Raw genomic sequence first — 25,001 nt, forward strand, 5'->3', positions numbered from 1 at the left:
GTTGGTATGGGGCGGATTGAAAAAAACGAAATATTAGGATGTAGTAAAATTTTTAGCCCGCTATCCTGTGGGCTATTTGTCGTGAAGCTGATAAGGAGCGAAGAAGCGATGGAAGGAGAATAATCATTTGTATTCTGTTAGATAGAAAGAGGAGTCAACGATTCAAAAACTGTTGACTCCCCTCTTTTTATTCTGCTATTTCGTATTTGAATACGCCGTTGTTTTCGTAGTTTTCCAATTTCACATCGGATAGGCGACGTTCAAAGAAGGTACGTTTATTGCCGTTTTCATCGTATTTGTCAGGCAAGACAAGGGTTGGCTCGCTATCTGGCACTGGTTGCGACAATTGTTCTTTTAATGCATCGATATGGCGATCGTACACATGGGCGTCGTCGATACACCAGTGCATCGTGCCAAGCTCGAAGCCTAGCTGATCCGCGATCAGGCGATGCAACACAGCGTATTGATAGGTGTTGAAGGGTTGACCTAATGCCATGTCGGCTGAACGTTGCTTCACGTGCAGGTCAAGGACACCGTTATTGACCTTCCAGTTCGTTGCCCATACACAAGGCTCTAGAGTCATTTCGTCTAGATCATCTACATCCCACAGGCTGGTCATGATGCGACGAGAGCCGGGATTGTTTTCCAACTGATGCAGCACATATTCCACCTGATTGAGCTTTTCTTCATGATCGGGCAGCTTACGGCATTTTTTCGCTAATTGGAAGCCGTATGCCTTACCGATGGTGTTGTTTTCGTCAGCCCATTCGTTCCAAACTTTACATTTATGGTCTTGAAGCCAAGTGACGTCGTTGGATAATTCTTGCCAGATCCATTCCAATTCGACTAATGGCGTCTTTTGGAAGACACGTTTTGATTTCAAGATAGGAATCCCATCGGCTGGGGTGATCTTGAAGTTGACCCCTTGAATGAAACGAGTAGGCGCGGGGCTGCCGTCCGCGTATTTTGCGCGAACCAATGCTGGGTCTTGATCCGTGCCGTTTTCAATAATATCCATGACGATGTCGCGATAAATTTTGTCGAAGCCAGTATATTCAGTCACAAGAATTCTCCTCTGTTTGCTTTTTTCTGAGTTTAACACATTTGGAGGAAAGATTGGATTAAAAATTCTTTAGAGGAATCATCCTGACTGTAAATAAGCATTCTGAGAACCTGATAAATGCTATTTAGCAAACTTAGTCGTAACTAACTTAGTCATGACTAAGTAAACGATCTAGTAAAACGAGTATAATCAATGAATTTTGTGATAGCTGAAAGGTTTCTACTGTTTTATACCTCTTTGATCTTTTGAAATGAAGATAAAAATGAAAAGGGAAATTCTAGTTGCTCCTAAGTAGTGATTTTGATATGGTTGAAAAGACTACGGTGTTAGGTTGTACTGAGATTTATTTGAACGATCAATCATTTTAATAATCTGGGTTCAAAAAATTTGGGCTTGTATGCTAATTTTTGTAAATCACCGCTAGGGAACCATTCAGATTGTACAATGTAGAATAGTTATTTTGAGTTCGTATTTAGACGGAAGATTTATAAAAATATATCTTGTAAGTATAGGAGAAACAATGAGAATTGAATTGCTTAAATCAGAAGATTTAAAATCGTACAAAGAGCTTATTGATGAATGTTTTGGTACGAGTAATGATTTGGAATACTATCAGAAGTATTACGAAAATCAAATGTACAAGATTTTTGTGATTAAGGATGGAAATAGAATAATTGGTAGTGCTACGCAATATGCTATTGATTTATTTACGTTTGACTTCCAGCCTTGTTTGATGCTATTTAACGTAGCGGTAAGAGTAGCTTTTCGTAATAAAAACATTGCAAAAGACCTATTAGAATACATTATTGATAATGCAAGACTAGAGGGCTATCGCTCAATTTCGTTAACTTGTTTGGATAATGCTTACTCCGCGCATAAGCTCTATGAAAGTGTTGGCTTTACCAAAGCCAACAGTATCAAGTGCGGGTTTTCTCAGGGATAGAGTGATATTGAGTTAACATAAAAATTTCGACGACGCTCAAGCTTTAATAGCGGGAGTTTTTTTGTTTTCTTGTCAACACAAGCCATCTTTCCACCTAACCGAATATGATACAATAACTGACAAGTGTTATAAAACTAAAGGAGCGGGTAAAAAATGGAAAAGAAGCTATTTTTCTTTGATATCGATGGGACATTGACGGATCGAAGGACGGGGCAGGTGGTTCCTAGTGCGAAGCGGGCATTGGAGCTTTTAGAGGAGAAGGATCACTTTGTCTCGATCACGACTGGGCGAGCGCATTATAAGAGTCGGAAATTACTGACGGAGCTTGGGTTGGAAAATATGGTGTGTTCCGGCGGTATGGGTGTCGTTATTAACAATAAATTGGTGAAAAATACGCCATTGGATAAAGAGGAAGCGTTGGCGGTGATCCGCCAAGCCGAGGAAAAAGGTATCGGTGTCCTTGTTGCGATAGATGATTCGGAGAAGGTCTATGCCAAGAATGATTTATTTAGAGAACAGGTAGGGCCGAGACAGGAGCCGACGGAGTATTTCATTGCCCCGGCATTTAACGTGGAGGAAGTGGATATTTTCAAGTTCTATTTGGCATTGCCTAAGGAGCAGGATCATTTGATTCCTGAACCGAAGAATTTTGCCAAGCTGCGCTTTGTTCCAGAGTATACGATGTGCCAGCATGACAACAAGAAGCAGGGCATCCTCGATGTGCTAGATTACTTTGATCGGCCGCAAGAAGATGTCGTTGTGTTTGGCGATGATGTGAATGATTTGGTGATGTTCGATAAAAGCTGGACTAGCATCGCGATGGGAAATGCGGTAGATGAGCTGAAGGAACGGGCTGACTATGTGACGGATCGCAATGTGGATGACGGAATTTATAACGCCTGTCGGAAGTTCGGCTGGATTTGATTTATTTTGAAATGATCACTCAAGAGAAAAGAGGAAAGCGGGATGAAAAGCGGAGAGTTCTACCAGAAAATTGAAGAACGGTTTATTCAATGGGGGCAGGCGCAGGACGATGTTCACGTTGCCTATATAGCGGGTTCGCGGGCAAGAAAAGATCATGGTGCAGATGAGTATTCTGATCTGGCTATTCAAATGTACGTGGATGATCCGAAGCGTTATCTTGATACCAGCAGCTGGATTCAGCAATTAGGAAAACTAAACACGGCAATACCGTTTCAAAATGGCGGTGGTGGTTTGGAATGGCTGACGCTTTTTGAAGGCGGTTACCAGGTTGATTTTGTGATCGATTCGCTGGCGACGTTTCAAGCGCAAACCGAGCGGGGTGTTCCACTAGAATGGTTTCGTCGCGGTGCACGGGTGCTCTTTGACAAGACTGGTGACGCGGGGCGGCTGATACCTCAACATTTTGAGCACTCTGGTTCGTCCACAATTTCAGCTGAAAGCTTTGACTATACCGTAAACATGTTTTGGTTCCTAGCGATTTATTTAGCAAAGCAGATTCTGCGGAAAGAATTGTGGACCGTCAAGCTGCGAGAAGCGGAATGCAAGCAGGTGCTGCTGCAAACGATTGAATGGTATGAAAAAATGGTTCACGGCGATGACTATGATACATGGCATGCCGGTCGTTTTATCTATGAATGGGTGGATAAGGATATTTTTGACCAATTGAATGGCGTGTTTGGCAGATTCGATGCGGAAGACAGCTGGCGTGCGCTGCAGGAGACGATGTCATTATACGAAGGTCTGTCACGCAAATTAGCGACCCATTATCAGTATACTTATCCGGAACCCCTGGTAGCTGAGGTAAAGCAGTGGTTGGACAACCACGGGGGGATATTTGGGTAATAAGAATTAAATAATCAGTGTTGAAAAGGTATCGCATAAAATCGATGCCTTTTTTCAAATTACTGGGTTAGTTTTACATTTACACCCGATTATTTGGTAATTTTATCGACAGAATGGATAAAACAACCTATGAAGCATAATCAAATAGACAATAAATACTAAACGCCCAATCGATCTGGAGTCGATTGAGCGTTTTTTACATACTTACTTCATCGGCAGCTTAATCTGGAACACCACGCCTCTTGGCTCCCAATCTCTCACCGTCAGCTTGCCTTTGTGCTGGCTGATGATCTGCTTGGCGATAGCGAGGCCGAGGCCGTAGCCGCCGGTTTCTTTGGAGCGGGAGCGGTCTTCACGATAGAAGCGTTCGAAGATGTGCTTCTTGTCTTCGTCACTAATGGAAGGCCCATTGTTTTTGACTTCGATTAGCCAGTTGTCGCCGGAAACTTCCGATTGCAGGACAATTTTTTCTTTGGTATCGGTGTATTTCAAGGCGTTATCCAGCAGGATCACCAGCACTTGATGGATACGTTTCTCATCGATCCTCATGGGCTGATCTGCGAAATTTTCCAAGATGAACTGTTTTTCGTTCATTTCTGCGATTTCCTGGAAGGGCTGAGCCAATTGTTGAATGAAGGCTTTCGGTTCGATGGCTTCTTTTTGTAAAAGCAGCTCATTGGAGTCGCTGCGGGCTAAGGTCAATAGGTCTTCAGTCAAGCCCTTCATTCGTCGGGTCTCATTCAGGGCTTGGGCAATCGGTTCGGATTCTTCCAAAATCGTATGATCCGGTTTAGTGAACAATTGCTGGAGACTATTTTGGATAATCGCTAGCGGCGTCCGTAATTCATGAGAGGCATTTTCGACAAATTCCTGCTGCTTGCGCCAAGAGTTCATGATTGGCTGCATATTCATTTTTGAAATGTAAAAGCTTAAGCCGATGGAAAGCAGCCAGAAAACGATCATACACAGAATAAGCGTTGTCTCGAAGGTTTTCATGGAATCGGCGATCTGATTGGTGTTGGCTAAAAATTGGATATAGGCGACACCGTCTGCTTCTTTTTCTTTATCTGCCGCAATCGTGTAGGAATGAAAGGCCAGCTTCTGGTCTGAATCAGAGGTGTTTTCTAACTTCAGCGACTGAATCGTGTCCAAGTTCTCTTTATCTAAGGTCAGGTATTCTAGTTCAGTGAAGCGTCCCCCCAAAACATCCTTGTTCAAAATTTCCCCGTGCTCTGACCACAAAATGATCTGAGTATTGAAACGGTTGTTGCCGCCAGGGCCCTTGTCCATCTTTTGCTCGTCAGGCATTTGAGCGAGGAAGGGGTTGTCCTGCTGGTAACGATTAATCTCCATTTCGATCAGATGATCATTTTTCGCCATTTGCTCTAGTGAAAGGTCTGTTTGGCGATAGGCGGAGCTTTGGAGCAGCTGCAGGGTAATGAACCCCAACAGCAGGAAGATTCCTGCAAAGGAACCGGTATTAATCAGGAAAAATTTTAAGCGTTGTTTTAGTGTTATTTCCGTGTTCATGGCATCAATCCTTTTGTAAAATATAGCCGACGTTCCGTAGTGTTTTGAAGTACTGATCGACACCGGCCGGCTTCAGATGTTTTCGTAAATGGCTCATGTAAACTTCTACGACTGTAATGGTCGTATCTGAATCGAAGCCCCAGATCCGATCGAAGATTTGCTCCTTGGTCAGGATCACGCCTTTATTTTGGATAAAATAGACCAGAAGATCAAATTCCTTTCCTTGGATCGGCAGGATTTCTTCCTCTACAGCGACTTCTTTTGTTGCGAGGTTGCAGGTAATATTTTTATACATCACCTGATTTTCGGCAAACAGTCCCAACGAGCGCTTTAGTAAGGCTTTGACACGCATGATTAGCTCTTCGCGGTAAAAGGGTTTGGTTAAATAGTCGTCCGCGCCTTTTTGAAAGCCGGTCACCTTATCCTCTAGACTATCCTTGGCTGTTAAGATCAATACGGGGGTCTGGATATTTTTTTCTCGCAAATCTGCTAAGACCTCGTAGCCGTTCTTCCCCGGCAGCATCAAATCTAGCAAAATCAGATCATACACGCCGCTCTCTGCTTCGAACAGTCCTTCTTCGCCATCGTACACTTGAGTGATTTCTCCTAAGTCTGACAAGATTTCTTTGATGTTATCAGAAAGTGTCACTTCATCTTCTACTATTAATAGGTTTATCATATTTATAATTCATTCCTTTCGCTTCGCTCAAGGCACAACACTGCATGAAAATGCGTGTACGCCTCTGGCGTTTTTTTATTTTGTTGTTATTCTAATCATGAGAATAGCTCCATATACTACAATTCACGGGGGGGGTGAGTAAGTGTGTATTTTACATACAACCTCGCATGTTTATATGTGTAGTTCGGCACTTCAAGCACAACTAAATATGTCTTTGAGCATGAAAGCTTATCTTTGCGTAAACGACTCGTTTATAGAGTGCCTTACAGTCCCTGTGGTGCGATTCTCAAATTTGATTTGGAGGTGTATCTGATGTTAAAAATCGTCTATCCAAATTGTTGTGGGATTGACGTGCATAAAACTTTTGTGTTGGCGGTTATCGCCATAACAGACGAACATGGAGTTACACAATATTTTCGCCATCGCTTCTCAACTTTCACAAAAGGGTTGGGTGAGTTGAAACAGTGGCTGGAATATTATTCTTGTAAGGACGTCTGTATGGAATCAACGGGTAAATATTGGATTCCTGTTTACAATGTTCTAGAAGACTCTTGTTCTATTTGCCTTGCCCACCCTAAGTATGTCAAAGCGATTCGTGGTAAAAAAACAGATAAAAAAGACGCAAAATGGATTGCCGACTTATTCAAACACGATTTAGTTGCTGGAAGTTTTATTCCGCCACTCCCTATTCGTGAATTACGTGATTTAGTCCGCTATCATTTCAAACTTACAAATTTTTGTTCTAGTGAAGCCAATCGGCTTCAAAATTCCTTAACCGTCTCTAACATTACACTTTCTAGTGTTTTAACCGATGTACTCGGTGTAAGTGGTAGTCGGATTATCGACGCCATCCTAGAAAATCCAATAGGAAAAATTGATTTACCAGCTTTAATACATGGACGTTTAAAATCAAAATTATCTGATTTAGAGTTAGCTATCGACGGTAAACTGACGGAAGAACAAGCAGTCAAAATTCGGATTATTAAATCTCATTATGATGCATTAACTCTGTGTAAATCTGATCTTGAAAAAGCAATCCTTGAAATTGCTGAACCGTTCAAATTACAACAAGAACTCATCCAAACAGTACCTGGTTGTGCAAAACAGTTTACAGCGATTAAAATCCTTTCAGAAATTGGTTCGGATATGAGTCAATTTCCAACCGCTGGACATTTATGTTCCTGGGCTGGATTAACTCCAACAAATAACGAAAGTGCTAATAAGAAAAAATCCGTTCGGATTTCTAAAGCGGGGCAATATCTTAAACCTCTTTTAGTCCAGATTGCCAACGCTATTGTTAAAAGTGAAAAATATCCAGAACATCGAAATAAATATCTTCAGTTGAAAAAACGCAGAGGCCATAAAAAAGCGATTATTGCTATTGCACGGCGGCTGTTAACAGCTATCTATCACGTTCTACTAAAAAGAGAACCTTACGATTCGTCTCATTATTCGATTGAAATTGTTCGACCTAGTAGGACAATGACAATTAATGAGGCTGTATCATTTGCTAAAAGCCACGGGTTTGTTGTCTCTTAAAAAAAATTTTTGAGATAAAACCTTTATTTGGTATGCTCTTTTTTTTAAGTACTGATCGTTAAAACCTAGAAGGTTTATTTTCAAGCTTATTCCCCTTATCTTTATTCCTCCTTCAGTTTACCATGCTTTCCTAAATCAACCTTAAAACTTTTTATCTCTCGCTTAAGCTTCGGTTAAGCCAGCTTGACTATTCTACAGGCAGACAAATGAAGGAGGAACCATTATGAACTATATCAAACGGGCGATCCAAAGCCTTTGGGCAAAGAAAGGGCGCAGCATTTTAATGATCGCTGTCTTTTCAGCCATATTAATCTTTGTGCTGGCGGGGTTAACGATCCGCAGCGGCGCAGACTTAGCGACCACAAACGCGAAAAAGAGTGTCGGAGCGACCGTCACCTTATCGACGAATCGGGAGGCAATGTTTAAAAATGCCGAATCAGATTCTGATGGAGAAAGCAGCCGACCAGATCCCGGAAGCTTCGAACAGACGCCGGTCAATCTGAGCGATGCGGAAAAAATCGCGAAATTAGCCAATGTCAAATCGTATTCCTTTGAGGCAAGTACCTCCGCGGATAAAAGTACTGGTATCACACCGATATCTAGTGACAGCGACAGTGACGAGGAATCTTCTGATGAGCAGGCAGCCGGCTTCGGTGGACAGGGTGCACCTGGCGGGATGAGCCAAGGGGATTTTCAAATCAAAGGCGTTTCAGAAAGCAGCTCTTATAGTGAATTCTCAGCGGGAACAGCTAGCCTCGTAAAAGGGGAAGCCATCACGACAGAGGATGAAGGAACCAACAATGTTTTGATCGAACAAAGTCTAGCAGAGGCCAATGATTTGAGTGTGGGTGATAAATTCAAGATCAAAGACAGCGACGACAAGGATGTTGAAGTGACCATCAAAGGAATCTACAAAACCAGCAGCTCAGGAGACAGCATGGGGGCACGCTTCAACTTTATGAATCCATCAAACACGATCTTTTCTTCTTATACCATGGTGAGCACCTTGACTGGTTCAGATGGAAAAACCATCGATTCGGCTGTTTACAACTTGGATGATCCAAAGGAAATGGACAGCTTCGTGAAGAAAGCCAACAAGCTGATCGACACAGATACCTTCAGCTTAGAGACCAATGATCAAATGTATCAGCAAATGCTGCAGCCATTGAACAACGTGTCAAGCTTTGCCAAAAACATCGTGATCCTAGTAGCCGCAGCCGGCGTGATCATCTTGACGTTGATCATCATGCTTTCGATTCGAGAACGGAAATATGAAATCGGCGTCCTACTCTCATTAGGCGAATCACGGATGAAGGTGATTTCTCAATTTTTCGTTGAAATTTTTGTCTGCATGGTCTTTGCCTTAGGAATCGCGGCAGCCAGCGGGAACGTTGTCGGTAACGCTGTAGGAAACCAGCTACTAAGCCAGCAGACCACCTCGCAAAAGACGGATAGTCAGGCAGATGCCGCAGATAATGGCGGCCCTGGACAAGGACAAATGCCAGGAGGAGGCAATGGCGGACCTCGTGGCGGCGGACAAATGGGCGGTAATCCATTCACTCAAACAGATGAAATCCAGGACTTGAACATTTCTGTTCAACCGATGGAAATTCTTAGTCTGGCAGGCATTGGCTTAGGCATCAGCTTATTTTCAATTGTCCTATCATCGGCAGGTATTCTACGATTGAACCCGAAAAAGATTTTGATTTCGTAAGCGAATAGAAGAAGGAGGAAGTATTTATGACACTATCAACAAAGGATTTAGGCTACTGGTATGAAAATAGTGGTCCATTATTTGAAAACGTGAATTTGACATTTGAAAAGGGCAAGATGTACGCGATTTTAGGCACTAGCGGATCAGGGAAGACGACGTTTCTGTCCCTGATCGCAGGCTTAGATACACCCAAAAGCGGGGAAATTCTCTATGATGACACTTCGTTGAAAAAAATCGGTTTGCGAGAATATCGTCGTAAAGATGTATCCATCGTCTTTCAAGCCTACAACCTGCTGCCGTATTTATCGGCTGTGGACAATGTGGTGACGGCGATGGAGATCGCCCAAAGCCAGCAGGCAGACAAAAAGGCCTATGCGCTGGCGAATCTAGAAAAAGTCGGCATCACCAGAGAATTAGCGGAGAAAAGAGTGACGCTGCTATCTGGTGGGCAGCAGCAACGGGTCGCGATCACACGGGCTCTGTGCTGTGAGCATGATCTGATCGTCGCGGATGAACCAACCGGAAATTTAGACGAAGTGACTTCAGGTGAGATCGTCAATTTGTTTCAGGAAATCGCTCATGAGCAGAAAAAATGTATTGTTTTAGTTACCCATGAACAGGAGGTGGCGAAGGCCTGCGATGTGGTCTATGAGCTGAAGAATAAAGAATTTAGCCAGGTTTCTTAGGAAGGAGGAAGCGCGTGAAGGGATATTTTAAGAGAACGACATTTTTTATTGGATTGGTAGTCTGTCTAGCAGGCTGCGGTGTAAGCGGCACGGTGACCAATGAGACGGAACCGGAAGAGCTGTCGGTCACATTGAATGAAGAGTGGCAGGAGGATCAAAGCGAAAAAGAAAAGGAATATCAAGAACTGCTGAAAAGCGGCGATTACAATGAGGACAATATCTATGTCAAGGTCGATCCATACGATGCCAGTCCACTGTCGGCATTGCTGCTTTTCCAGACAGAAGAAGCAATGAAGGTAGAAATTTCAGTAGTTGGCAAGGACGATGAGAGTACCATCAAAAATAGTTTTGAAGAGTATACGACAGACCACAGCATTCCCGTTTTAGGCTTATACGCCGATACGGACAATGAAGTGACTGTAAAACTGACGAATGAAGCAGGTACCAGAGTGGAGAAAAAGGTAACGATAAAAACAGGAGCGTTAGCGAAATCCATCGCTGAGATTGAGGTCAACGAAGCCGATACAGAAAAAATGGCGCTAGGAGACAGTGAACTAACCTTTGTCGTTCCAAGTACGAAACGCGCCTATGCCTTTGATGCAAATGGCGATGTTCGTTGGTATTCCACCCGCTACAACAGCCATATTTTCAAAGAATTAGCCAATGGAAATTTGCTATATCTCACAAAAGAAAGCAATGACGCTGATACCTACAATGTGCTGCTAGAGACGGACTACTTAGGAAAAATCTACAACCGTTACGATTTTTCCAGCTCTAGCGCCTCCAATGATACCGGTAAAAGCGAAGGTGAAATGACTGTGATTCATCATGACGGCATCGAGCTGCCAAGCGGCAATCTGCTGCTGACGGTCAATGACGGCAGTAACTACATTGAAGACACGATGATCGAATTAAATCGTGAAACAGGGGAGATTGAGAAAACGATTGATTTAAAGGATATATTACCAGAATCTTTTTACGAAGAATATGATTCAACCAGTCGTGAGGACGGCAAGATCGATTGGTTCCACCAAAACTCAGTAGAATACGATGAAGCGGACAACAGCATTATTATTTCGGGGAGGCATCAAGATACGATTATGAAAATTGATTATGCCACAAACGAGATCAAGTGGATCATGGGCGACAGCAGCAGCTGGCCTGAGAGTTATCAGAAATATTTCTTAGACGGCGACATCAAAGCTAGTGGCGGACAACACGCCGCGATCGTACTGCCGGATCAGGATGACAACGCTGAGACCACCGATATCCTGTATTACGACAACAATATCTCCGTTACCCGCGGCGATGAAGCCGACTCCGAGAAATACTCAGAGGCCCGGCAAGTCCGGATCAATGAAGAAGATAGGACGATCGAAGAAGTATGGAACTTCGGCGAAGACCTAGGGGAAGCCTACTTCACCAAAATTATCGGAAGCGCCCGTTATCTGACCGATAATGGCAACCGCCTAGTCAACTTTGGCTATCGTGAAGAGGGCAAGACTAGCTCGATCATGGAGGTCACCGAAGACGGCGAGACCGTGCTGGATGTTGATTTAACAGACTTTCCAACGAGCGCTTGGGCATATCGGGCGGAGCGATTCTCGCTGTATAATGACAACTGGACGTATCAATTAAATGAGGACTAAGTAATCGCTATAGAACACGTTACTAAATGCCATCATTAGTTGAAAAAATCAGTTTGCTGAATCAATAATCACAAGTAAAAATAAACAGAATTTTTTTGCTGTATACGTAAATCCCTGATCACTATGCAAGATAGCCTGACTTGATATTTTCCTTAATTGATTGAACGTGTCTATTATTAATTTGGTATCAGGGTAATAGTTATGATTTACCAATAAAAAAGAGCACCTCAAATTTAGTAAAATAAATTTGAGGTGCTCTTTTTTATTGTATCTAATTATAGTGTCACTTCCATATAAATAAGTCCTATTTTTAATGTGGACAAAATATAAGGAATACCAAAGAATTCGTTATGTATTTTAGAACAGGTAACGGTGTAAAGAACAATATTTCATAACAAAAAAGATGGTTTTAGTTTTTCCTTTCGGAATTTGAAACCATCTTTTTGTTTGTTGTCACAGACTTTTTATTGAGAAATTGAGTGTCCAACTATATACAGAATAAACTATATAGAATGCTAATTTTACTTAATCATGATCAGTCCACAATGCTTTCTAAAAGCTCTTGAATCTTCCTAGTGATAACCTCTCTCTTCTCTAAATTAAAGCTATTAAGAGTATCAATTAGTTCATTGGTTGCATTTTTTTCGGAAGATGGCAGAGTACTGAAAAAATGATCATAAGAAATTTCTAAAGCGTTCAAAATTTTGGAAAGTGTAGGAATGGTTAAACCAAAGCGGCCATTCTCTAATTTGTTTATATATTTTGTATCCAGGCCAGCTAATTCAGAAAGTTTATCTTGACTGAACCCTTGATTGATTCTTTGCTGTTTCAATGCTTCTATTAGAATTTGATTTAAGTCCATCATGAGTACTCCTCTATTAATATACTTCTTAATGGTAAATTCAAAATAAATAATTTGTAAGTTGCAAAAAATGATCTTTTGATATAAAATAAGATCATTAAAAGGAACCATAATGTCTTCTAACTCATTTCTCTAAAATAGAGAGCTAGAAAAATTAAAAGACAAATTAATAACTGAATTCGGTACTGGTGAATACTACTGAACTTTTGTTTGCTTAATGAAATATGTTTTCAGAGATCTTTGTACGAAAAAATGGGAGTGAAAAAAATGGATCAACATACAACTAACTATAAAACTTTAAATCAGCTTTCGTATATTCGTTTTGGTCATAAAATTGGTCGAGGATGGTATGCAATTCTAATTACTGCTGAAAAAGAATTGGCTGAACTAGGGTATTCGATTAGAAATGTAAAGCGAGAGGGTGGCACACTAATAATTTCTATTGAAGGAAAATCAGAGGATGTGTCATCTGAAGTTCAACAAATTTTATACAAAGCTGAGCTTGCAAGTGAAATGACTTGTGAATGGTGTGGAAATTATTCAGTATCACAGACTGTTATAGATAATGAGACCTATACAATTTGTGAGGAATGCCAAGAAAATTGTGAAAGTTTAGCTGGAATAGAAAAAAGAATTTTGCTACAAAAAATTCGTGAATTAGAACAGATGAATTATCTTATGAGAAATGAAGTAATTGCTCAAAAAGCCAAATCAGAACATTATAAAATGGGGCTTGAACAATATAGAATGCGTGCAAAAAAACTATCTGATCAATTAGGCCAAATAAGAGGAAAACCATCCGTGTATAGAATTGACACCGAGCAATGACAGACCAAGGATTCAAATTCAAGTATTCCTTTGGGTCATTGGATAGAAGTACTAATAGGAGTTTCAAGGAGGAAATTATGGAAAAAAGAACGATTGTTAAAAAAAGAAGAAATCAAGAGAAAAAACGTCATTTTGAGAAAAAAGTGACGGCCAGTTTACTCATCAGCTCAGTAGTTTTGGGTGGGATTTTATTAACTGGGGTACAAAGTATTCAAGCATCTGAAGCAGACGGAAAATGGGAAGCACGTTCTATTGAACAAATCAAAAAGGATGTAGAAGGTAAAAGTGAATACACGATTGTTTGGGGAGATACTTTAAGTGGTATCTCACTAGCGACGAACATTACTATGGATAAGTTAGCATCATTAAACGGTATAGGCGATTATAATCTAATATTTGCTGGAAATAAACTTCTTTTCGAAGGAAATGTTGTTACTGTGCAAGATAAGAATGGTGTAGTAACGGATCAACAAAAAGTTACTGAAGCGGATAAAGTAGTTCCTAATCAGCCGATTGGTGAATCTGTTGGGCAGACTGTACAGCCTTCTTCTGAATCGAACGCGCAAAGTCAATCAAATAGTCAGCCTACTGGATCTACCACTACTTCTTCGAGCGAAGTAGCAAACCAAAATGAAGGAAAAGTAGATCATGGAAATTCATCTGGGGGGACAAACAATAATGATGAGTCTACTAAACCTGAGCCTGTTCCTACACCAACCCCAACCCCAACTCCAGATCCAGATCCAACGCCTACGCCAGAGCCACAAGTACAGTATACCGTATGGTATTATGTGTCCGAAGGTGATGATTCGTCTGTAAATATTGAAAAAGGGAGTCGCTTGTTTTCGACTGAGGCTGAAGCAACAAATTTCATTGAAGGTTACGCAGATAATCTCCTAATGCAAGGTATTACCGGAAGCTATGGAGTAATGTCGTGGGAATAGAAACAAATAAAAGTAAAAATAGTTTTGTATAATTAAAAAGATGACTTTGGATTTCTGATCGAGAAATTTAAAGTCATCTTTTTTGTAATAGAGGAAAGTTATGTTTTTTAAATGATAATACACTTTTTATGCTTATCAGTTGCATACGAACTTTATTGAGAAAAAATCTGAGCGTGAATTTTAACTGAAAGTTTATAAGGGCAAATCGCCTACGATAATTCACTTTTATAGAGCTAACCTATGCTGTTTTATCATCTGTTAATAGCTATTGACAGAGTGCCAAATCACACATTCAACAAACCATCAAAAGATTCCTCCGAGCAACGAAATAGTCGAATTATCTTGGTTTTACCAATGATACTTTAATATATTAATATATCATATATAGAATATCGATTAAGTCGTCAACATAAATAAGTGCCAGAGGAAATTTAGAATCTTTCTTCTGGCACTTAATCATTAAGAAAAAGCTTTATGTGAATATCAGATGTAGCTATGTTCTTTCCTACTCTTTTTTCAATAAATTAGGGTCTTTTTTTGCAATATAACTTTCTAATGTCATACGATCAACTAAAGCAGTGGTTATTCCGTCACGAGAGACCAGGAACCCGGCTGCATAACTAGCAATTTGAATAGCCTTTTCTAAAGAGTAATCTCTTAAAAGATAGGCGGATAAGGCACTGATAAAAGCATCGCTTGCTCCAGTGCTGTCGATGACAGAAAAATCAGCTGCAGGGAATAATTTTTCTTGCTTGGAATTTTTTAAGAAACATCCTCGATTGCCTAAGGTAACTATCACATTCTGAACGCCTTTAGAAAGCAAGTATTCTGCTTTTTCATTCATCGTCTCAAAAGAAGGACACATAGTAGATAATTCCTCTTCATTCGGAATCAAATAATCTATTTTTTTCAAAATTGAATCAGAAATGCTTTTTGACGCGGAAGGCTTTAAAATAAGTTCAATATTTTTTTCTTTTGCTAACAAACAAGCTTTTTCTACTGCATCTATTGGAATTTCAGTTTGAACAAGACAGTATTTGACATTAGAAAATAGATCAATATTTTTTTCGAGTATTGAAGGAGATAATTCAGCGTTAGCTCCTGGTAAAATAGAAATCATTGAATCACCAGTAGATTCCACAAAAATATATGCTTGACCTGTTTCGGCATCATTTGAACGAGATAAACCTTTCGTGTTCACGTTGTTTTTTCTAAGTTCCTGGAACATAGTATTCGAGTCACTATCAGATCCGACACATCCTATTAATCGAATTTGATGACCGAGCTTCGCAGTTCCAATGGCTTGATTAAGTCCCTTTCCTCCCGGCCGTTTGCTCAGATTAGATAAGAAATTTGTTGAACCATTATGAGGGAGTTTTGAAGAATAAAGATACGTATCCATATTTAGACTTCCTACTACAAGAATCTTTGGCCGTTCACTTTCAGCAGGAAGCCCTAATGATTCTGTATTACTTAGTACTAATTCTTCCTGATAAGGATTCAGTTCGGAGTCTTTATTAATTAAGTCCATAAGAGCTTGACAGGTATACTCGCCAAAACGTTTGTTAGTGAAGGTAACGGTGGAGAGCTTATTTTGAAAGTTTTTAAATTCTAATTCTGTATCATTACGAATAGAAACCAATGAGAAATCTTTTGGTGTGCTTAACCCACTTTGAATAGCTAGGTTATACAATTCAATGGATTTATAAAAATCGGCAGAAACGAAACCAGATAGTTGTTTTTCAATAATAAAATCATTGATTGTATTATCCAAGGATTCAATAAGCAATGAATCATGAAATTTTAGATTGTGCTCAAAAAGAGCCTGTTTATAACCGGTGATAAAAGCTTCTTTATTTCTACTATCTCCTGTTATACAGGCGATTTTTTTATGCCTTTTTTCAATTAGTTGCTTTGTGAGAGAATAACCAGCTTTTTCATATGGAAGAGAAAAGCTATTGATTCCTTTCAAATGGCCAACCAATACAAGTGGGATACCAGAAGTATCTATATGAGTTTGATTTTTTAAACTATCTTCATCTATTGGTTCCCAAATGATTCCATCCACTTGTTTTGTACATAAAGCTGTAATATTTTTAAGCTCCTGTTCGTGATTTTCCAGACTACTGAAAATAATGGGGCTGTATCCTTTTTGCTGCGCGTATTCAATCATCCCATTTAATGATTGATCGACAGTTATATCAGAGCGAAGCAATATACCAATAGAACCTGTACTTGTAGCATTATTAATGGCAGATGAATAGGGAGTGTAGTTATACTCATGGACTATTTTTAATACTCTTTCGCGAGTTTCGTTGCTAATACTGGCATCTTTCTTATTCACGATTTTAGACACTGTTGAAACGGAAACACCTGCTAATTTTGCGATATCTCTAATATTCATAAGCTTCTCCTTTGAACTCGACTTCTCTTTTCCCATCATACTCAACTAGTTCAAAAAGGGTCAAGAGTGTTTAGTCAAAAATATGAACTATTTTTTGATAAATGGAAAAAACATATTGACAAATTTAATTTCGGATGATAACTTCTATTCAAGGAAAACGTTTTCCGAAAATGTTTTCTTTGATTGATTTTATCACATATTAAAGAGGGAAACGATCATGAATAAATCTTTTCAAACATTTCTTCAAAAACAGTTTTCAACAAAGGCACTTGTGCTAATACCAATTGCTGTGGGAATCAATTTAATTGGAGGAACATTGTGCTCTACTTTAAAACTACCCCTTTTTTTAGACATGATCGGAACGGTATTAGTAGCTTGTCTGTCAGGGCCATGGGTAGCTGCTCTTTGCGGGCTAATCACAAATTTATTTTTAGCAATTGTGACTAATCCAGTATTTTTTCCTTATGCATTGGTTAGTATTTTATGCGGATTAGTTACAGGTTATTTAGTGAAGGCTGGATTTTTTAAAAATATTCTCGGGGCAATTTTTACTTGGTTAGCTTGTACTTTGACAAATTCTTTTGCTTCATCACTAATAACTATCTTCGTATATGGTGGAGCAACAGGAATTAATACTAGCTCCATTGCGACGGCAGCTTTAATTGCAACAACTAAAAAGATTGTCCTTTCTGTTTTTTCAACTTCACTGATAGAAAATCTTATTGATAAAGGAATCGTTTTTTTGATTGTTTATTGGTTAGTAAAGAAAATACCTAAAAGATTTTCGAGCCAATATGCTCCATTAGATCATGCTTCGTTAATAAATGAAAAGGCGAAGAAATGAGGGGGAAGAATCAGTGAATACTAAAAATAAAATATATAGGAACGCACGTGATTTAAATCCAATAACTAAACTTTTACTTGTACTGAGCTTTGGGGTTGGTTGTATGGTCTATCCTTTCCCATATTTAGGCTACATACTTTTATTGATAATTTTAGGACTTGCTTATTTTATGGGCCTTGGAAAAAAAGTGATACTTTTAATTTTAGGCTTTGGTGTTCCTGTGACGCTCATGCTCTTATTTATCCAAGGTTTATATAGTCCGAAAAATATAACAATGATCGCTGATTTGGGTTTTGCTCAAGTTGGTTTAGAAGGCACTCTTTATGCCTTAAAAGTATCATCCACATTGTTAGTTTTTCTAACTACATTTTATCTTTTTATGCAGACAACTAAGAATTCTGAAACGGTTGCCGCTCTCACTCAGTCAGGACTTAATATGAAGATAGGTTATCTGATTTTAGCTAGTCTAAATGTTGTCCCTCAAATGCAAAGAAAAGTAAAAAATATCCAAGAAGCTCAGGAGTCTAGAGGAGTTGAGGTGACAGGTAATTTTTTTCAAAGAACGAAAGCGTTTTTACCATTAATTGGTCCGGTTGTCCTTTCATCATTGACAGATGCTCAAGAAAGAGGAATGACTTTAGAGACAAGAGGATTTAGCATTAAGGGAATCAAGCCTACAAGCTTTGTTGAAGTAAATCATCGTAAAATCGATACCATTTTAAAAGGGCTCGCTGGAGTATTTTTATTATTTACCATTTTTATTCGTTTTTGCAGATAAGGAGGAAAACAAATGAATACAATAATTGAAGTAACTGATTTTTCTTATCGCTATAACGAAGCTCATGAAGCGGCACTCAAAAAAATCAACTTCAACGTTCAACAAGGAGATTTTATTGCAGTCATTGGTGGGAATGGTGCAGGAAAGTCAACTTTGTGCAATGCCTTAGCAGGTTTAATTCCTAACTATTTTGTAGGTCATTATGAAGGAACGATTGAGATTAAAGGTAAAAGTACATCAGAAGTTGGGGTTGGAGAATTATCTCAAACAGTAGGGTTAGTTTTCCAAAATCCGTTTAATCAGTTATCGTACACTGCTGAGACGGTTATGGAGGAACTAGCCTTTGGACTAGGAAATAGGGGGCTGCCAAAAGAAGAAATGCTGAAAAAAATTAATAAGGTAGCCGAAGTCGTTCAAATTACTGATTTGTTAGACAGAAATCCTTTGGAACTTTCAGGCGGACAAGTTCAAAGAGTTGCCTTAGCTGCTGCGATTATTTTAGAACCAGAAATTTTACTTCTTGATGAATGTACTACTCAGTTGGACCCTGTTGGTAGTCAGCAAATAATGAAAACAGTTAATGAACTTAATCAAAAAGGAATGACAATCATAATGGTAGATCACGATATGGAAAAAGTTGCTGAGCTAGCTAATAAAGTTATTGTTCTACACGAGGGTAGAATTGCTTTATGGGATACACCCGAAAATGTATTTACCACACCCAATTTAGTTGATTATAAAGTATCCACGCCAGACTATTATGAAATAACTAAAGAGTACAGTCCTGATTCAGCAATTTTAACCGAAAAGACAGCGGCTAGAACGTTACAGGAGGTTTTAAAAAATGAGGATCGAAGTTAAAGAACTATACCATGAGTACCCTTCTGGAGAAGTTGCATTAAATGGAATCAACACTGTTTTTGAAGGAACAGAACCAGTCGCGATCATAGGTCAGAACGGCGCTGGAAAAACTACATTTGTCAAACACTTAAATGGTTTGCTCCGACCAACCGCTGGAGAAGTATTGATCGATGGTGAGACTATTACGAATCATACAACAGCTTTCTGGTCTAGGAAAATTGGCTATGTTTTTCAAAATCCAAATAGTCAACTTTTTTTGGAAAGTGTAAAAAAAGAGTTTGAATTCGGTGCAAAACAGCAAGGAGTATCAAAAAGAGAAATTGAAGAACGTCTAAAAAAAATAGCTGATTTAGTTGGTTTAACGGATAAATTATCTGTCCACCCATTTGACCTAAATGATACGGAGAAAAAATTTTGTACAATTGGCTCGATTTTGATGATGAATCCAAAAATTCTTATTTTAGATGAACCAACTTGTGGACAAGATCTAGAAGGAAATCAGCGTTTAACAAAGATTATTCATGTGTTGAGGGAGAACAATCAATTATGTATAACGATTACTCATGATATGAAGTTTGTTGTAAACAACTTTGATCAAATAATTGTGATGGCAAAAGGGCAGATATTGAAGAAAGCGAATAAGAAAGCAATTTTCTCAAGTCCTGATATTCTGCAAGCAAGTCATGTGAGTCCACCACCAATCACACGGATAGGTGAGACTTTAGAGCTAAAAAAGCCTGTATTCAATAAAACGGGCTTCATTCAATGCTTTGAGGAAAAAAGACAGCAATTATAGTTAAATAGGTGAAATCACCTTTTATATAATATCAAGAAAGTGGGGATAAAGAATGGATACAACAAATGAGAGAGAAAAAATAGTTGGTGTTCCAATACCAGAAGAAGGGAGTAAGGAATTTGAAAAGATGAATCGTATGGCTAAAAAAGCTATACCTCTGATTCTGCTAATATTTACTTTTGGTATTCTTGAGCAACAAGCCTTTGGAATGATTTTCGTTAATATTGGCCAACAGTTAGGTGCGACCAATTTAGCGCCACTTATTACGTCAATACCTGGAATTATTTTGGGAATTGTGTGTGTTGTTTATGGGGCTCTTGGTGATTTTGTATCATTGAAAAAAATGACACTCTTAGGAGTAATCATTTTTGTCTTAGGATCTATTATCGGATTTGGGTTTGGTCCGAGTAGTATTTGGGCGGTAGTAATCGCGCGTGTTTTACAGTCAGCTGGAGGACAAGTAGCGGGTTCTGTCTTTTTAGTTTTGGTTTCTAAATACATCGCTAAAGAGAATCGTGTTATTTACTACGGAATTTTTGTAGCAGTATTTCGTTTCTCAGCTGCTTTAGGAGTTGTGGCAGCTGGGTATATTACAAAAATAGACTGGCGTTGGTTGTTTGCTGTTCCAATTTTATCTGTTCTATTCATTCCATCATTGGCTAAAAACTTACCAGATGAACATGCAGAAGGTGCAAATATCGATTGGATTGGATTTGCGTTAATCGGTGCATTTGCAGGAGCAATGACCATGTTCTTCACAGACATGAATGCATTTTGGGCAATTTCATCAGTTGTAACACTAGTATTGTTTTTCGTTTACATTAATAAAGCGAAAAATCCGTTTATTACACCGGAGTTTTTGAAAAATCCTGCACTAATTGCTACTATGTCAGTTATCTTTATTGGCTATTTCTTTAGTTATACTTTGAATGCGGGTGTAAATGCGATAGGCTTGAATGTTTTTGGCATTGATTCTGCAGAAGTTTCGTTACTTTTAGTAGGCTCTATTTTATTAGCTGCTGTTTTAGGATTTGTTTGTGGGCCTGTCGTTAAGAAAATTGGACGTTCAGCAGCAATCATAATGGCTTTATCTTTTATGGGCTTGGGATTACTGGCAATTGCATTTGCAATTCCACACGGTAAAGTTTGGGCATTAGCATTTGCCCCATGTATCTACTATTTTGGAACATCATTTTTCTATTCACCAATCGTAGACACAGCTACGTTGACAGTTGCTCCTGAAGAGTCTGGCCGTGTATTAGGTGTAAATGATTTGGTTCAGGCTATTACTGGCTCAGTAGGAGTGGCTGTATTTGGTGGGATGATGTCTTCAGGGGTTATGTCAAGCAGTAGTATAGTTGGTTCTGCTGAAGGCGCTGCTTCGACTTATGCGAATGTCTTCCTTATCGGTGGTGTTATTGTATTAATAGCTTTAGTAATATTTGTAGTTACGAAAAAAATGATTTACACACACGGTCAAAAGATCGAACAAAGTAAATAAGTTATATTGGGGGATTTATAATGGTAAAGAAGGTAATTTTAGATTGTGATCCAGGACACGACGATGCCTTGGCTCTGTTGATGGCTATTGCTTCAAAGAATATTGATTTATTAGCAGTAACGACATCTGCAGGTAATCAGCTTCCGGAAAAAACTTACTTAAATGCAAAGAGACTATTAACACTGGCGAAGTGTGATGATATTCCTGTGGCAAAAGGCGCTAATAAACCATTACGCAGGGAATTGATTATTGCAGACGATGTACACGGGGAGTCAGGGATAGATGGAGCAGAATTACCAGAGTCCACTATACAAGATTTGGATATTTCGGCAAATGATTTAATCGCAAAAATTTTAAGAGAATCTGAAGAAAAAATCACATTAATTGCAACAGGGCCATTAACTAATATTGCGATTTTCTTGTTATCACATCCTGAATTAAAAGAAAAAATCGAACTGATCTCCTTTATGGGAGGGGCATGTTTTGGTGGAAATATGACTCCTCATGCAGAGTTCAATATTTATGTTGATCCTGAGGCGGCCGATATCGTTGTTAAATCGGGCGTTCCAGTTGCAATGTTCGGTTTAGATGTAACCTTAAAAGCACAATTGTTTGAAGAAGATATAAAAGAAATTCGAGCTATTGGAAATCAAGTAGCCACTACTATGGCTGACCTGTTAGACTTTTTCAATCTAACAACTACACGTCCATTTTGGGCGGATGAAAACCACGTGGAAGGAATACACATGCATGATCCTTGTGCTGTCGCTTATGTCATCGACCCTGAAATGTTCACAGTATATCCAATGAATGTTCAAGTAGAAACTAGTGACACGTTATCATTAGGAAGTACTGTCGTTGACTATGATGATGTTTATAAAAAAGAAAAGAATGTTCATGTTGCATTTGATCTTGATTTAGATAGATTTAGAAAACTGACGATGGATACGATCAATTATTTTTCGTAAGATTATTTAAGAACAATTACAACGTAAGTGAAGTCAAATGGAGAGAAGTGCAGAGATGAATAAGATTACAGTAGTAGGAAGTATCAATTTGGATACTACGATTCGAACAGAACAATTTCCAAAGCCAGGGGAAACAATCCATTCAAAAGAAGTTTTTACTAACGGTGGAGGAAAAGGAGCGAACCAAGCAATTGCGGCAGCTAGAACTGGTGCAGAAGTGAATTTTATTGGTGCAGTTGGTAACGATGATGGAGGCAAAGCTCTTGTTGATCTTTTGGAACAAGATAAGATTAATACTTCAGGCATTGATCGTTTGGAAAGTGCCAGAACGGGTAGTGCTTATGTAACTGTTGATGATAACGGTGAAAACAGCATTGTAATATACGGAGGGGCTAATCAAAATATTACGAATGAGCATGTATTGGCTAATCGTGAATTGATTTCTACAAGTGATTATGTGATTGCCCAACTAGAAACCAATATTTCTAGTATTGAAAAAAGTTTTGAAGTCGCACGAGATTCATCCGTATTCACAATTCTTAATCCGGCACCTGCTCCAGAGTATCTACCAGAAAAAATTATCCAAAATACAGATATCTTAATACCGAATGAAATTGAATTAGAAACTATTTGTGGGAAAAAGGTTACGACTAAAGAAGATTTAGTCAATACTGCCTCAGAAATTCATGATTTAGGCGTGAAAGTACTTATTGTTACGTTAGGCAGTAAAGGAGCTTTCTATTCCATTTCAGAGGGAAAACATGGCTTTGTTTCTGCTTTTAAAGTGAAAGCAGTGGATACTACAGCCGCAGGTGATACATTTATTGGTGCGTTAGCTTCAAAACTATCCCGTGACTTAAGCAATATTGAAAAAGCTATAAAATACGGTAGTAAAGCCGCTTCATTAACTGTTCAACGGTATGGCGCCCAACCATCTATCCCTTATCAAAATGAATTTTCTATGTAAAAAAGGAAGTAAATACAATTTGGCTCTTTGTGAAACAGGTTAAGACAAGTAGTGCAATACTATGATAATGGTGTTGCACTATTTTTTTTCCCTGAAACTTTACTAGTCTTATCGAAGAGAGTAAAGGTAACAATCTTTCCCAAATGTATAAATAGGAAAGCGAAAATTCTTCTTTTTTTACGCAGCGCTTGAAGCAGTATTGATTATTTTATCGTATTCACCTATCGACTTGCCTGTCACTTGTAAAGTAAAAGACTAAATTTCTGGCAATTCTATATTTAATTTCTTTGCGATATTTTCGATTCGATGTCTGGTTTTCTCAGATAAATAATCACGATTAATTACTTTATAATACGTACGATGAGTTTGTGCGATTGATTTTATCGCTTCGCTAAGAGTCATATCAGCATACTTTCCCCGTTTAGCACGAATTAATAGCAATCGTTCAATTTGCTTATCAGTAAGTTTACATCCGCCACGAGGATGCTCTTTTTTGACTGTAAAAATAATTTTATTTTCGCTGTTAGGTTGAGGTTGTTTGCTTTTCAAATGATCAATCTCTTCTTGTAAAGCCGTTATTTGACTTTCTAGCTTCTTATTATCGGATATTAATGAATTTTGTTTAGCCAACAAATTATCGTAATAGTCTAAGTACATACTATTCAGGTCAAAAATAATGAGAGGTAATAGACCATTTGCACTTGAAATCTGACATTGAATGTTATGGAGGCTATTTGAATAGAGGTCAATTTCTTTGGAATACTCTGACGAATTTATCGGTTTCTTAAGGGGTTTCATCTTACCAATCTCTGAGAGCAAGGAATCAATTTGAGTAGGATACGAATGAGGAACTAGTATTTTAATCACGTCGTTTAGAGTGGCTTCAATTGCTGATAGCTGTTTATATTTTTCTTTATATGCTTTTTTGTAATAATCTTTTCTATCCTCAGTGTCATCATTGTCGTCTCCAGGATAAGGTGTAACAGATTCTAAAGTAACCGATTGTTTTTGAAGAGTCAAAATGAGTGAATTCAATTTCTTAAGTTGGTTTGGATTGATGGTCATAGATTGTTCCTCCTTAACATTCTGTGATACATTATATTATTAATGTATCATAAATTACTCGATAAAAAATCATGATTGTAAATTAAAACGAAGCTCCGTAAATTTGAGTCATTTAACAGAAATGCGTTTAATTATTGCTGGGCTGACATAAAGAGTAGAAAAGGAATATAAAATCACGATTTTTGGAAATAGTATTTCTTAAAGAGCAAAGAAATTTTAATTAATAAGATGGAGACTATCCAATTATTCATCAGGGAATAGATAAGAAATTCTCTCGCAAAGTAAAAAACAGACCACAAAATATTTACTTTCTCAAGTGTTGGGATTGAAGTTTATCGTCCCTTTAGGAAGTTTATGAAAAAATCTCAAATAAATAGAAGAATACAATCATTAGTGCTTGAAGCATATGATTTTGTCATAAGGAGATACGTTATCTAACTAAAAATTTTGACGAAAAAACTGTTAAGTGTCATTTGATAGTTTTTAATTTTGAAACAGAGATTTCAAGATTTTAGATCTGAATTCTTCCTAGACAGCTAGTTTCGGTAGTAAG

Annotated in this window: 22 protein-coding genes; 16 read left to right on the forward strand and 6 right to left on the reverse strand. The window is 38.6% G+C overall.

Annotation, left to right across the window (positions count from 1 at the left end):
* Nucleotides 1–187 precede the first annotated feature (187 nt).
* Entirely contained in the window at nt 188–1,063 is an 876-nt protein-coding gene (thyA, locus tag RV13_RS15000; protein ID WP_060789195.1) for a thymidylate synthase, read from the reverse strand.
* Between the two features lie 520 nt (nt 1,064–1,583).
* Here thyA and RV13_RS15005 point away from each other — a divergent pair.
* From RV13_RS15005 to RV13_RS15015, 3 genes are all read left to right on the forward strand, one after another.
* Nucleotides 1,584–2,006: a GNAT family N-acetyltransferase gene (locus RV13_RS15005; RefSeq protein ID WP_060789194.1), complete on the forward strand. Its 423-nt coding sequence runs from the start codon at nt 1,584–1,586 to the stop codon at nt 2,004–2,006.
* 153 nt (nt 2,007–2,159) lie between these two features.
* Nucleotides 2,160–2,930, forward strand: coding sequence for an HAD-IIB family hydrolase (locus RV13_RS15010; RefSeq protein ID WP_060789193.1), 771 nt, complete (start codon nt 2,160–2,162; stop codon nt 2,928–2,930).
* Nucleotides 2,931–2,972: 42 nt separating this feature from the next.
* Nucleotides 2,973–3,833, forward strand: a complete 861-nt coding sequence (locus RV13_RS15015; protein WP_060789192.1) for an aminoglycoside 6-adenylyltransferase — start codon at nt 2,973–2,975, stop codon at nt 3,831–3,833.
* A 204-nt stretch (nt 3,834–4,037) separates the two neighbouring features.
* Here the strand turns inward: RV13_RS15015 and RV13_RS15020 are convergent, their stop codons facing one another.
* Nucleotides 4,038–5,363 carry a sensor histidine kinase gene (locus RV13_RS15020; RefSeq protein ID WP_060789191.1) on the reverse strand — a complete coding sequence of 442 codons (1,326 nt, stop codon included), beginning with the start codon at nt 5,361–5,363 and terminating at the stop codon, nt 4,038–4,040.
* A gap of 4 nt (nt 5,364–5,367) precedes the next feature.
* Nucleotides 5,368–6,042, reverse strand: coding sequence for a response regulator transcription factor (locus tag RV13_RS15025; protein WP_060789190.1), 675 nt, complete (start codon nt 6,040–6,042; stop codon nt 5,368–5,370).
* Between the two features lie 312 nt (nt 6,043–6,354).
* On the opposite strand from RV13_RS15025, the gene RV13_RS15030 reads away from it, so the two are divergent.
* From RV13_RS15030 to RV13_RS15045, 4 genes are all read left to right on the forward strand, one after another.
* Complete coding sequence (locus RV13_RS15030) at nt 6,355–7,581, forward strand: IS110 family RNA-guided transposase (RefSeq protein WP_174520505.1); 1,227 nt, start codon at nt 6,355–6,357, stop codon at nt 7,579–7,581.
* Between the two features lie 223 nt (nt 7,582–7,804).
* Complete coding sequence (locus RV13_RS15035) at nt 7,805–9,295, forward strand: ABC transporter permease (RefSeq protein ID WP_060789189.1); 1,491 nt, start codon at nt 7,805–7,807, stop codon at nt 9,293–9,295.
* A gap of 26 nt (nt 9,296–9,321) precedes the next feature.
* Complete coding sequence (locus RV13_RS15040) at nt 9,322–9,981, forward strand: ABC transporter ATP-binding protein (protein ID WP_060789188.1); 660 nt, start codon at nt 9,322–9,324, stop codon at nt 9,979–9,981.
* A 14-nt stretch (nt 9,982–9,995) separates the two neighbouring features.
* Nucleotides 9,996–11,630 carry an aryl-sulfate sulfotransferase gene (locus RV13_RS15045; protein WP_060789187.1) on the forward strand — a complete coding sequence of 545 codons (1,635 nt, stop codon included), beginning with the start codon at nt 9,996–9,998 and terminating at the stop codon, nt 11,628–11,630.
* Between the two features lie 535 nt (nt 11,631–12,165).
* Here the strand turns inward: RV13_RS15045 and RV13_RS15050 are convergent.
* Nucleotides 12,166–12,495: a helix-turn-helix domain-containing protein gene (locus tag RV13_RS15050; protein WP_169794372.1), complete on the reverse strand. Its 330-nt coding sequence runs from the start codon at nt 12,493–12,495 to the stop codon at nt 12,166–12,168.
* Between the two features lie 264 nt (nt 12,496–12,759).
* Between RV13_RS15050 and RV13_RS15055 the strand changes: the two genes are divergently transcribed.
* Entirely contained in the window at nt 12,760–13,320 is a 561-nt protein-coding gene (locus tag RV13_RS15055) for a hypothetical protein (protein ID WP_060789185.1), read from the forward strand.
* A gap of 77 nt (nt 13,321–13,397) precedes the next feature.
* Complete coding sequence (locus tag RV13_RS15060) at nt 13,398–14,264, forward strand: LysM peptidoglycan-binding domain-containing protein (RefSeq protein WP_060789184.1); 867 nt, start codon at nt 13,398–13,400, stop codon at nt 14,262–14,264.
* A gap of 505 nt (nt 14,265–14,769) precedes the next feature.
* On the opposite strand, the gene RV13_RS15065 is transcribed toward RV13_RS15060, so the two are convergent.
* Complete coding sequence (locus tag RV13_RS15065) at nt 14,770–16,668, reverse strand: PfkB family carbohydrate kinase (RefSeq protein WP_060789183.1); 1,899 nt, start codon at nt 16,666–16,668, stop codon at nt 14,770–14,772.
* Nucleotides 16,669–16,885: 217 nt separating this feature from the next.
* On the opposite strand from RV13_RS15065, the gene RV13_RS15070 reads away from it, so the two are divergent.
* The 7 genes from RV13_RS15070 (at nt 16,886) to rbsK (ending at nt 23,383) form a co-directional block, all read left to right on the forward strand.
* Nucleotides 16,886–17,512 carry an ECF transporter S component gene (locus RV13_RS15070; protein WP_060789182.1) on the forward strand — a complete coding sequence of 209 codons (627 nt, stop codon included), beginning with the start codon at nt 16,886–16,888 and terminating at the stop codon, nt 17,510–17,512.
* Nucleotides 17,513–17,525: 13 nt separating this feature from the next.
* Nucleotides 17,526–18,290 carry an energy-coupling factor transporter transmembrane component T gene (locus tag RV13_RS15075; RefSeq protein ID WP_060789181.1) on the forward strand — a complete coding sequence of 255 codons (765 nt, stop codon included), beginning with the start codon at nt 17,526–17,528 and terminating at the stop codon, nt 18,288–18,290.
* Nucleotides 18,291–18,302: 12 nt separating this feature from the next.
* Nucleotides 18,303–19,151, forward strand: coding sequence for an energy-coupling factor ABC transporter ATP-binding protein (locus tag RV13_RS15080; protein WP_060789180.1), 849 nt, complete (start codon nt 18,303–18,305; stop codon nt 19,149–19,151).
* Entirely contained in the window at nt 19,135–19,947 is an 813-nt protein-coding gene (locus RV13_RS15085) for an energy-coupling factor ABC transporter ATP-binding protein (RefSeq protein ID WP_060789179.1), read from the forward strand. The genes RV13_RS15080 and RV13_RS15085 overlap by 17 nt, the downstream gene beginning before the upstream one ends.
* Before the next feature lie 127 nt (nt 19,948–20,074).
* Complete coding sequence (locus RV13_RS15090) at nt 20,075–21,448, forward strand: MFS transporter (RefSeq protein WP_249024487.1); 1,374 nt, start codon at nt 20,075–20,077, stop codon at nt 21,446–21,448.
* Nucleotides 21,449–21,468: 20 nt separating this feature from the next.
* Complete coding sequence (locus tag RV13_RS15095; protein WP_060789178.1) at nt 21,469–22,416, forward strand: nucleoside hydrolase; 948 nt, start codon at nt 21,469–21,471, stop codon at nt 22,414–22,416.
* Between the two features lie 55 nt (nt 22,417–22,471).
* The gene (gene rbsK / locus RV13_RS15100) at nt 22,472–23,383 is read left to right on the forward strand and encodes a ribokinase (protein ID WP_060789177.1); all 912 of its coding nucleotides are present in this window, start codon (nt 22,472–22,474) and stop codon (nt 23,381–23,383) included.
* A gap of 255 nt (nt 23,384–23,638) precedes the next feature.
* Here the strand turns inward: rbsK and RV13_RS15105 are convergent, their stop codons facing one another.
* Nucleotides 23,639–24,448, reverse strand: coding sequence for a hypothetical protein (locus RV13_RS15105; protein ID WP_060789176.1), 810 nt, complete (start codon nt 24,446–24,448; stop codon nt 23,639–23,641).
* Nucleotides 24,449–25,001: the final 553 nt, after the last annotated feature.

The sequence above is a fragment of the Enterococcus raffinosus genome (assembly GCF_001886185.1).
In the GTDB taxonomy this organism is placed as follows: Bacteria; Bacillota; Bacilli; order Lactobacillales; family Enterococcaceae; genus Enterococcus_A; species Enterococcus_A raffinosus.

Coding starts and splice junctions, on each gene's coding strand:
- RV13_RS15005 (WP_060789194.1), top strand. CDS start 1,584: ATGAGAATTGAATTGCTTAAATCAGAAGATTTAAAATCGTACAAAGAG.
- RV13_RS15010 (WP_060789193.1), top strand. CDS start 2,160: ATGGAAAAGAAGCTATTTTTCTTTGATATCGATGGGACATTGACGGAT.
- RV13_RS15015 (WP_060789192.1), top strand. CDS start 2,973: ATGAAAAGCGGAGAGTTCTACCAGAAAATTGAAGAACGGTTTATTCAA.
- RV13_RS15020 (WP_060789191.1), bottom strand. CDS start 5,363: ATGAACACGGAAATAACACTAAAACAACGCTTAAAATTTTTCCTGATT.
- RV13_RS15025 (WP_060789190.1), bottom strand. CDS start 6,042: ATGATAAACCTATTAATAGTAGAAGATGAAGTGACACTTTCTGATAAC.
- RV13_RS15030 (WP_174520505.1), top strand. CDS start 6,355: ATGTTAAAAATCGTCTATCCAAATTGTTGTGGGATTGACGTGCATAAA.
- RV13_RS15035 (WP_060789189.1), top strand. CDS start 7,805: ATGAACTATATCAAACGGGCGATCCAAAGCCTTTGGGCAAAGAAAGGG.
- RV13_RS15040 (WP_060789188.1), top strand. CDS start 9,322: ATGACACTATCAACAAAGGATTTAGGCTACTGGTATGAAAATAGTGGT.
- RV13_RS15050 (WP_169794372.1), bottom strand. CDS start 12,495: ATGATGGACTTAAATCAAATTCTAATAGAAGCATTGAAACAGCAAAGA.
- RV13_RS15055 (WP_060789185.1), top strand. CDS start 12,760: ATGGATCAACATACAACTAACTATAAAACTTTAAATCAGCTTTCGTAT.
- RV13_RS15060 (WP_060789184.1), top strand. CDS start 13,398: ATGGAAAAAAGAACGATTGTTAAAAAAAGAAGAAATCAAGAGAAAAAA.
- RV13_RS15065 (WP_060789183.1), bottom strand. CDS start 16,668: ATGAATATTAGAGATATCGCAAAATTAGCAGGTGTTTCCGTTTCAACA.
- RV13_RS15070 (WP_060789182.1), top strand. CDS start 16,886: ATGAATAAATCTTTTCAAACATTTCTTCAAAAACAGTTTTCAACAAAG.
- RV13_RS15080 (WP_060789180.1), top strand. CDS start 18,303: ATGAATACAATAATTGAAGTAACTGATTTTTCTTATCGCTATAACGAA.
- RV13_RS15085 (WP_060789179.1), top strand. CDS start 19,135: ATGAGGATCGAAGTTAAAGAACTATACCATGAGTACCCTTCTGGAGAA.
- RV13_RS15090 (WP_249024487.1), top strand. CDS start 20,075: ATGAATCGTATGGCTAAAAAAGCTATACCTCTGATTCTGCTAATATTT.
- RV13_RS15095 (WP_060789178.1), top strand. CDS start 21,469: ATGGTAAAGAAGGTAATTTTAGATTGTGATCCAGGACACGACGATGCC.
- rbsK (WP_060789177.1), top strand. CDS start 22,472: ATGAATAAGATTACAGTAGTAGGAAGTATCAATTTGGATACTACGATT.
- RV13_RS15105 (WP_060789176.1), bottom strand. CDS start 24,448: ATGACCATCAATCCAAACCAACTTAAGAAATTGAATTCACTCATTTTG.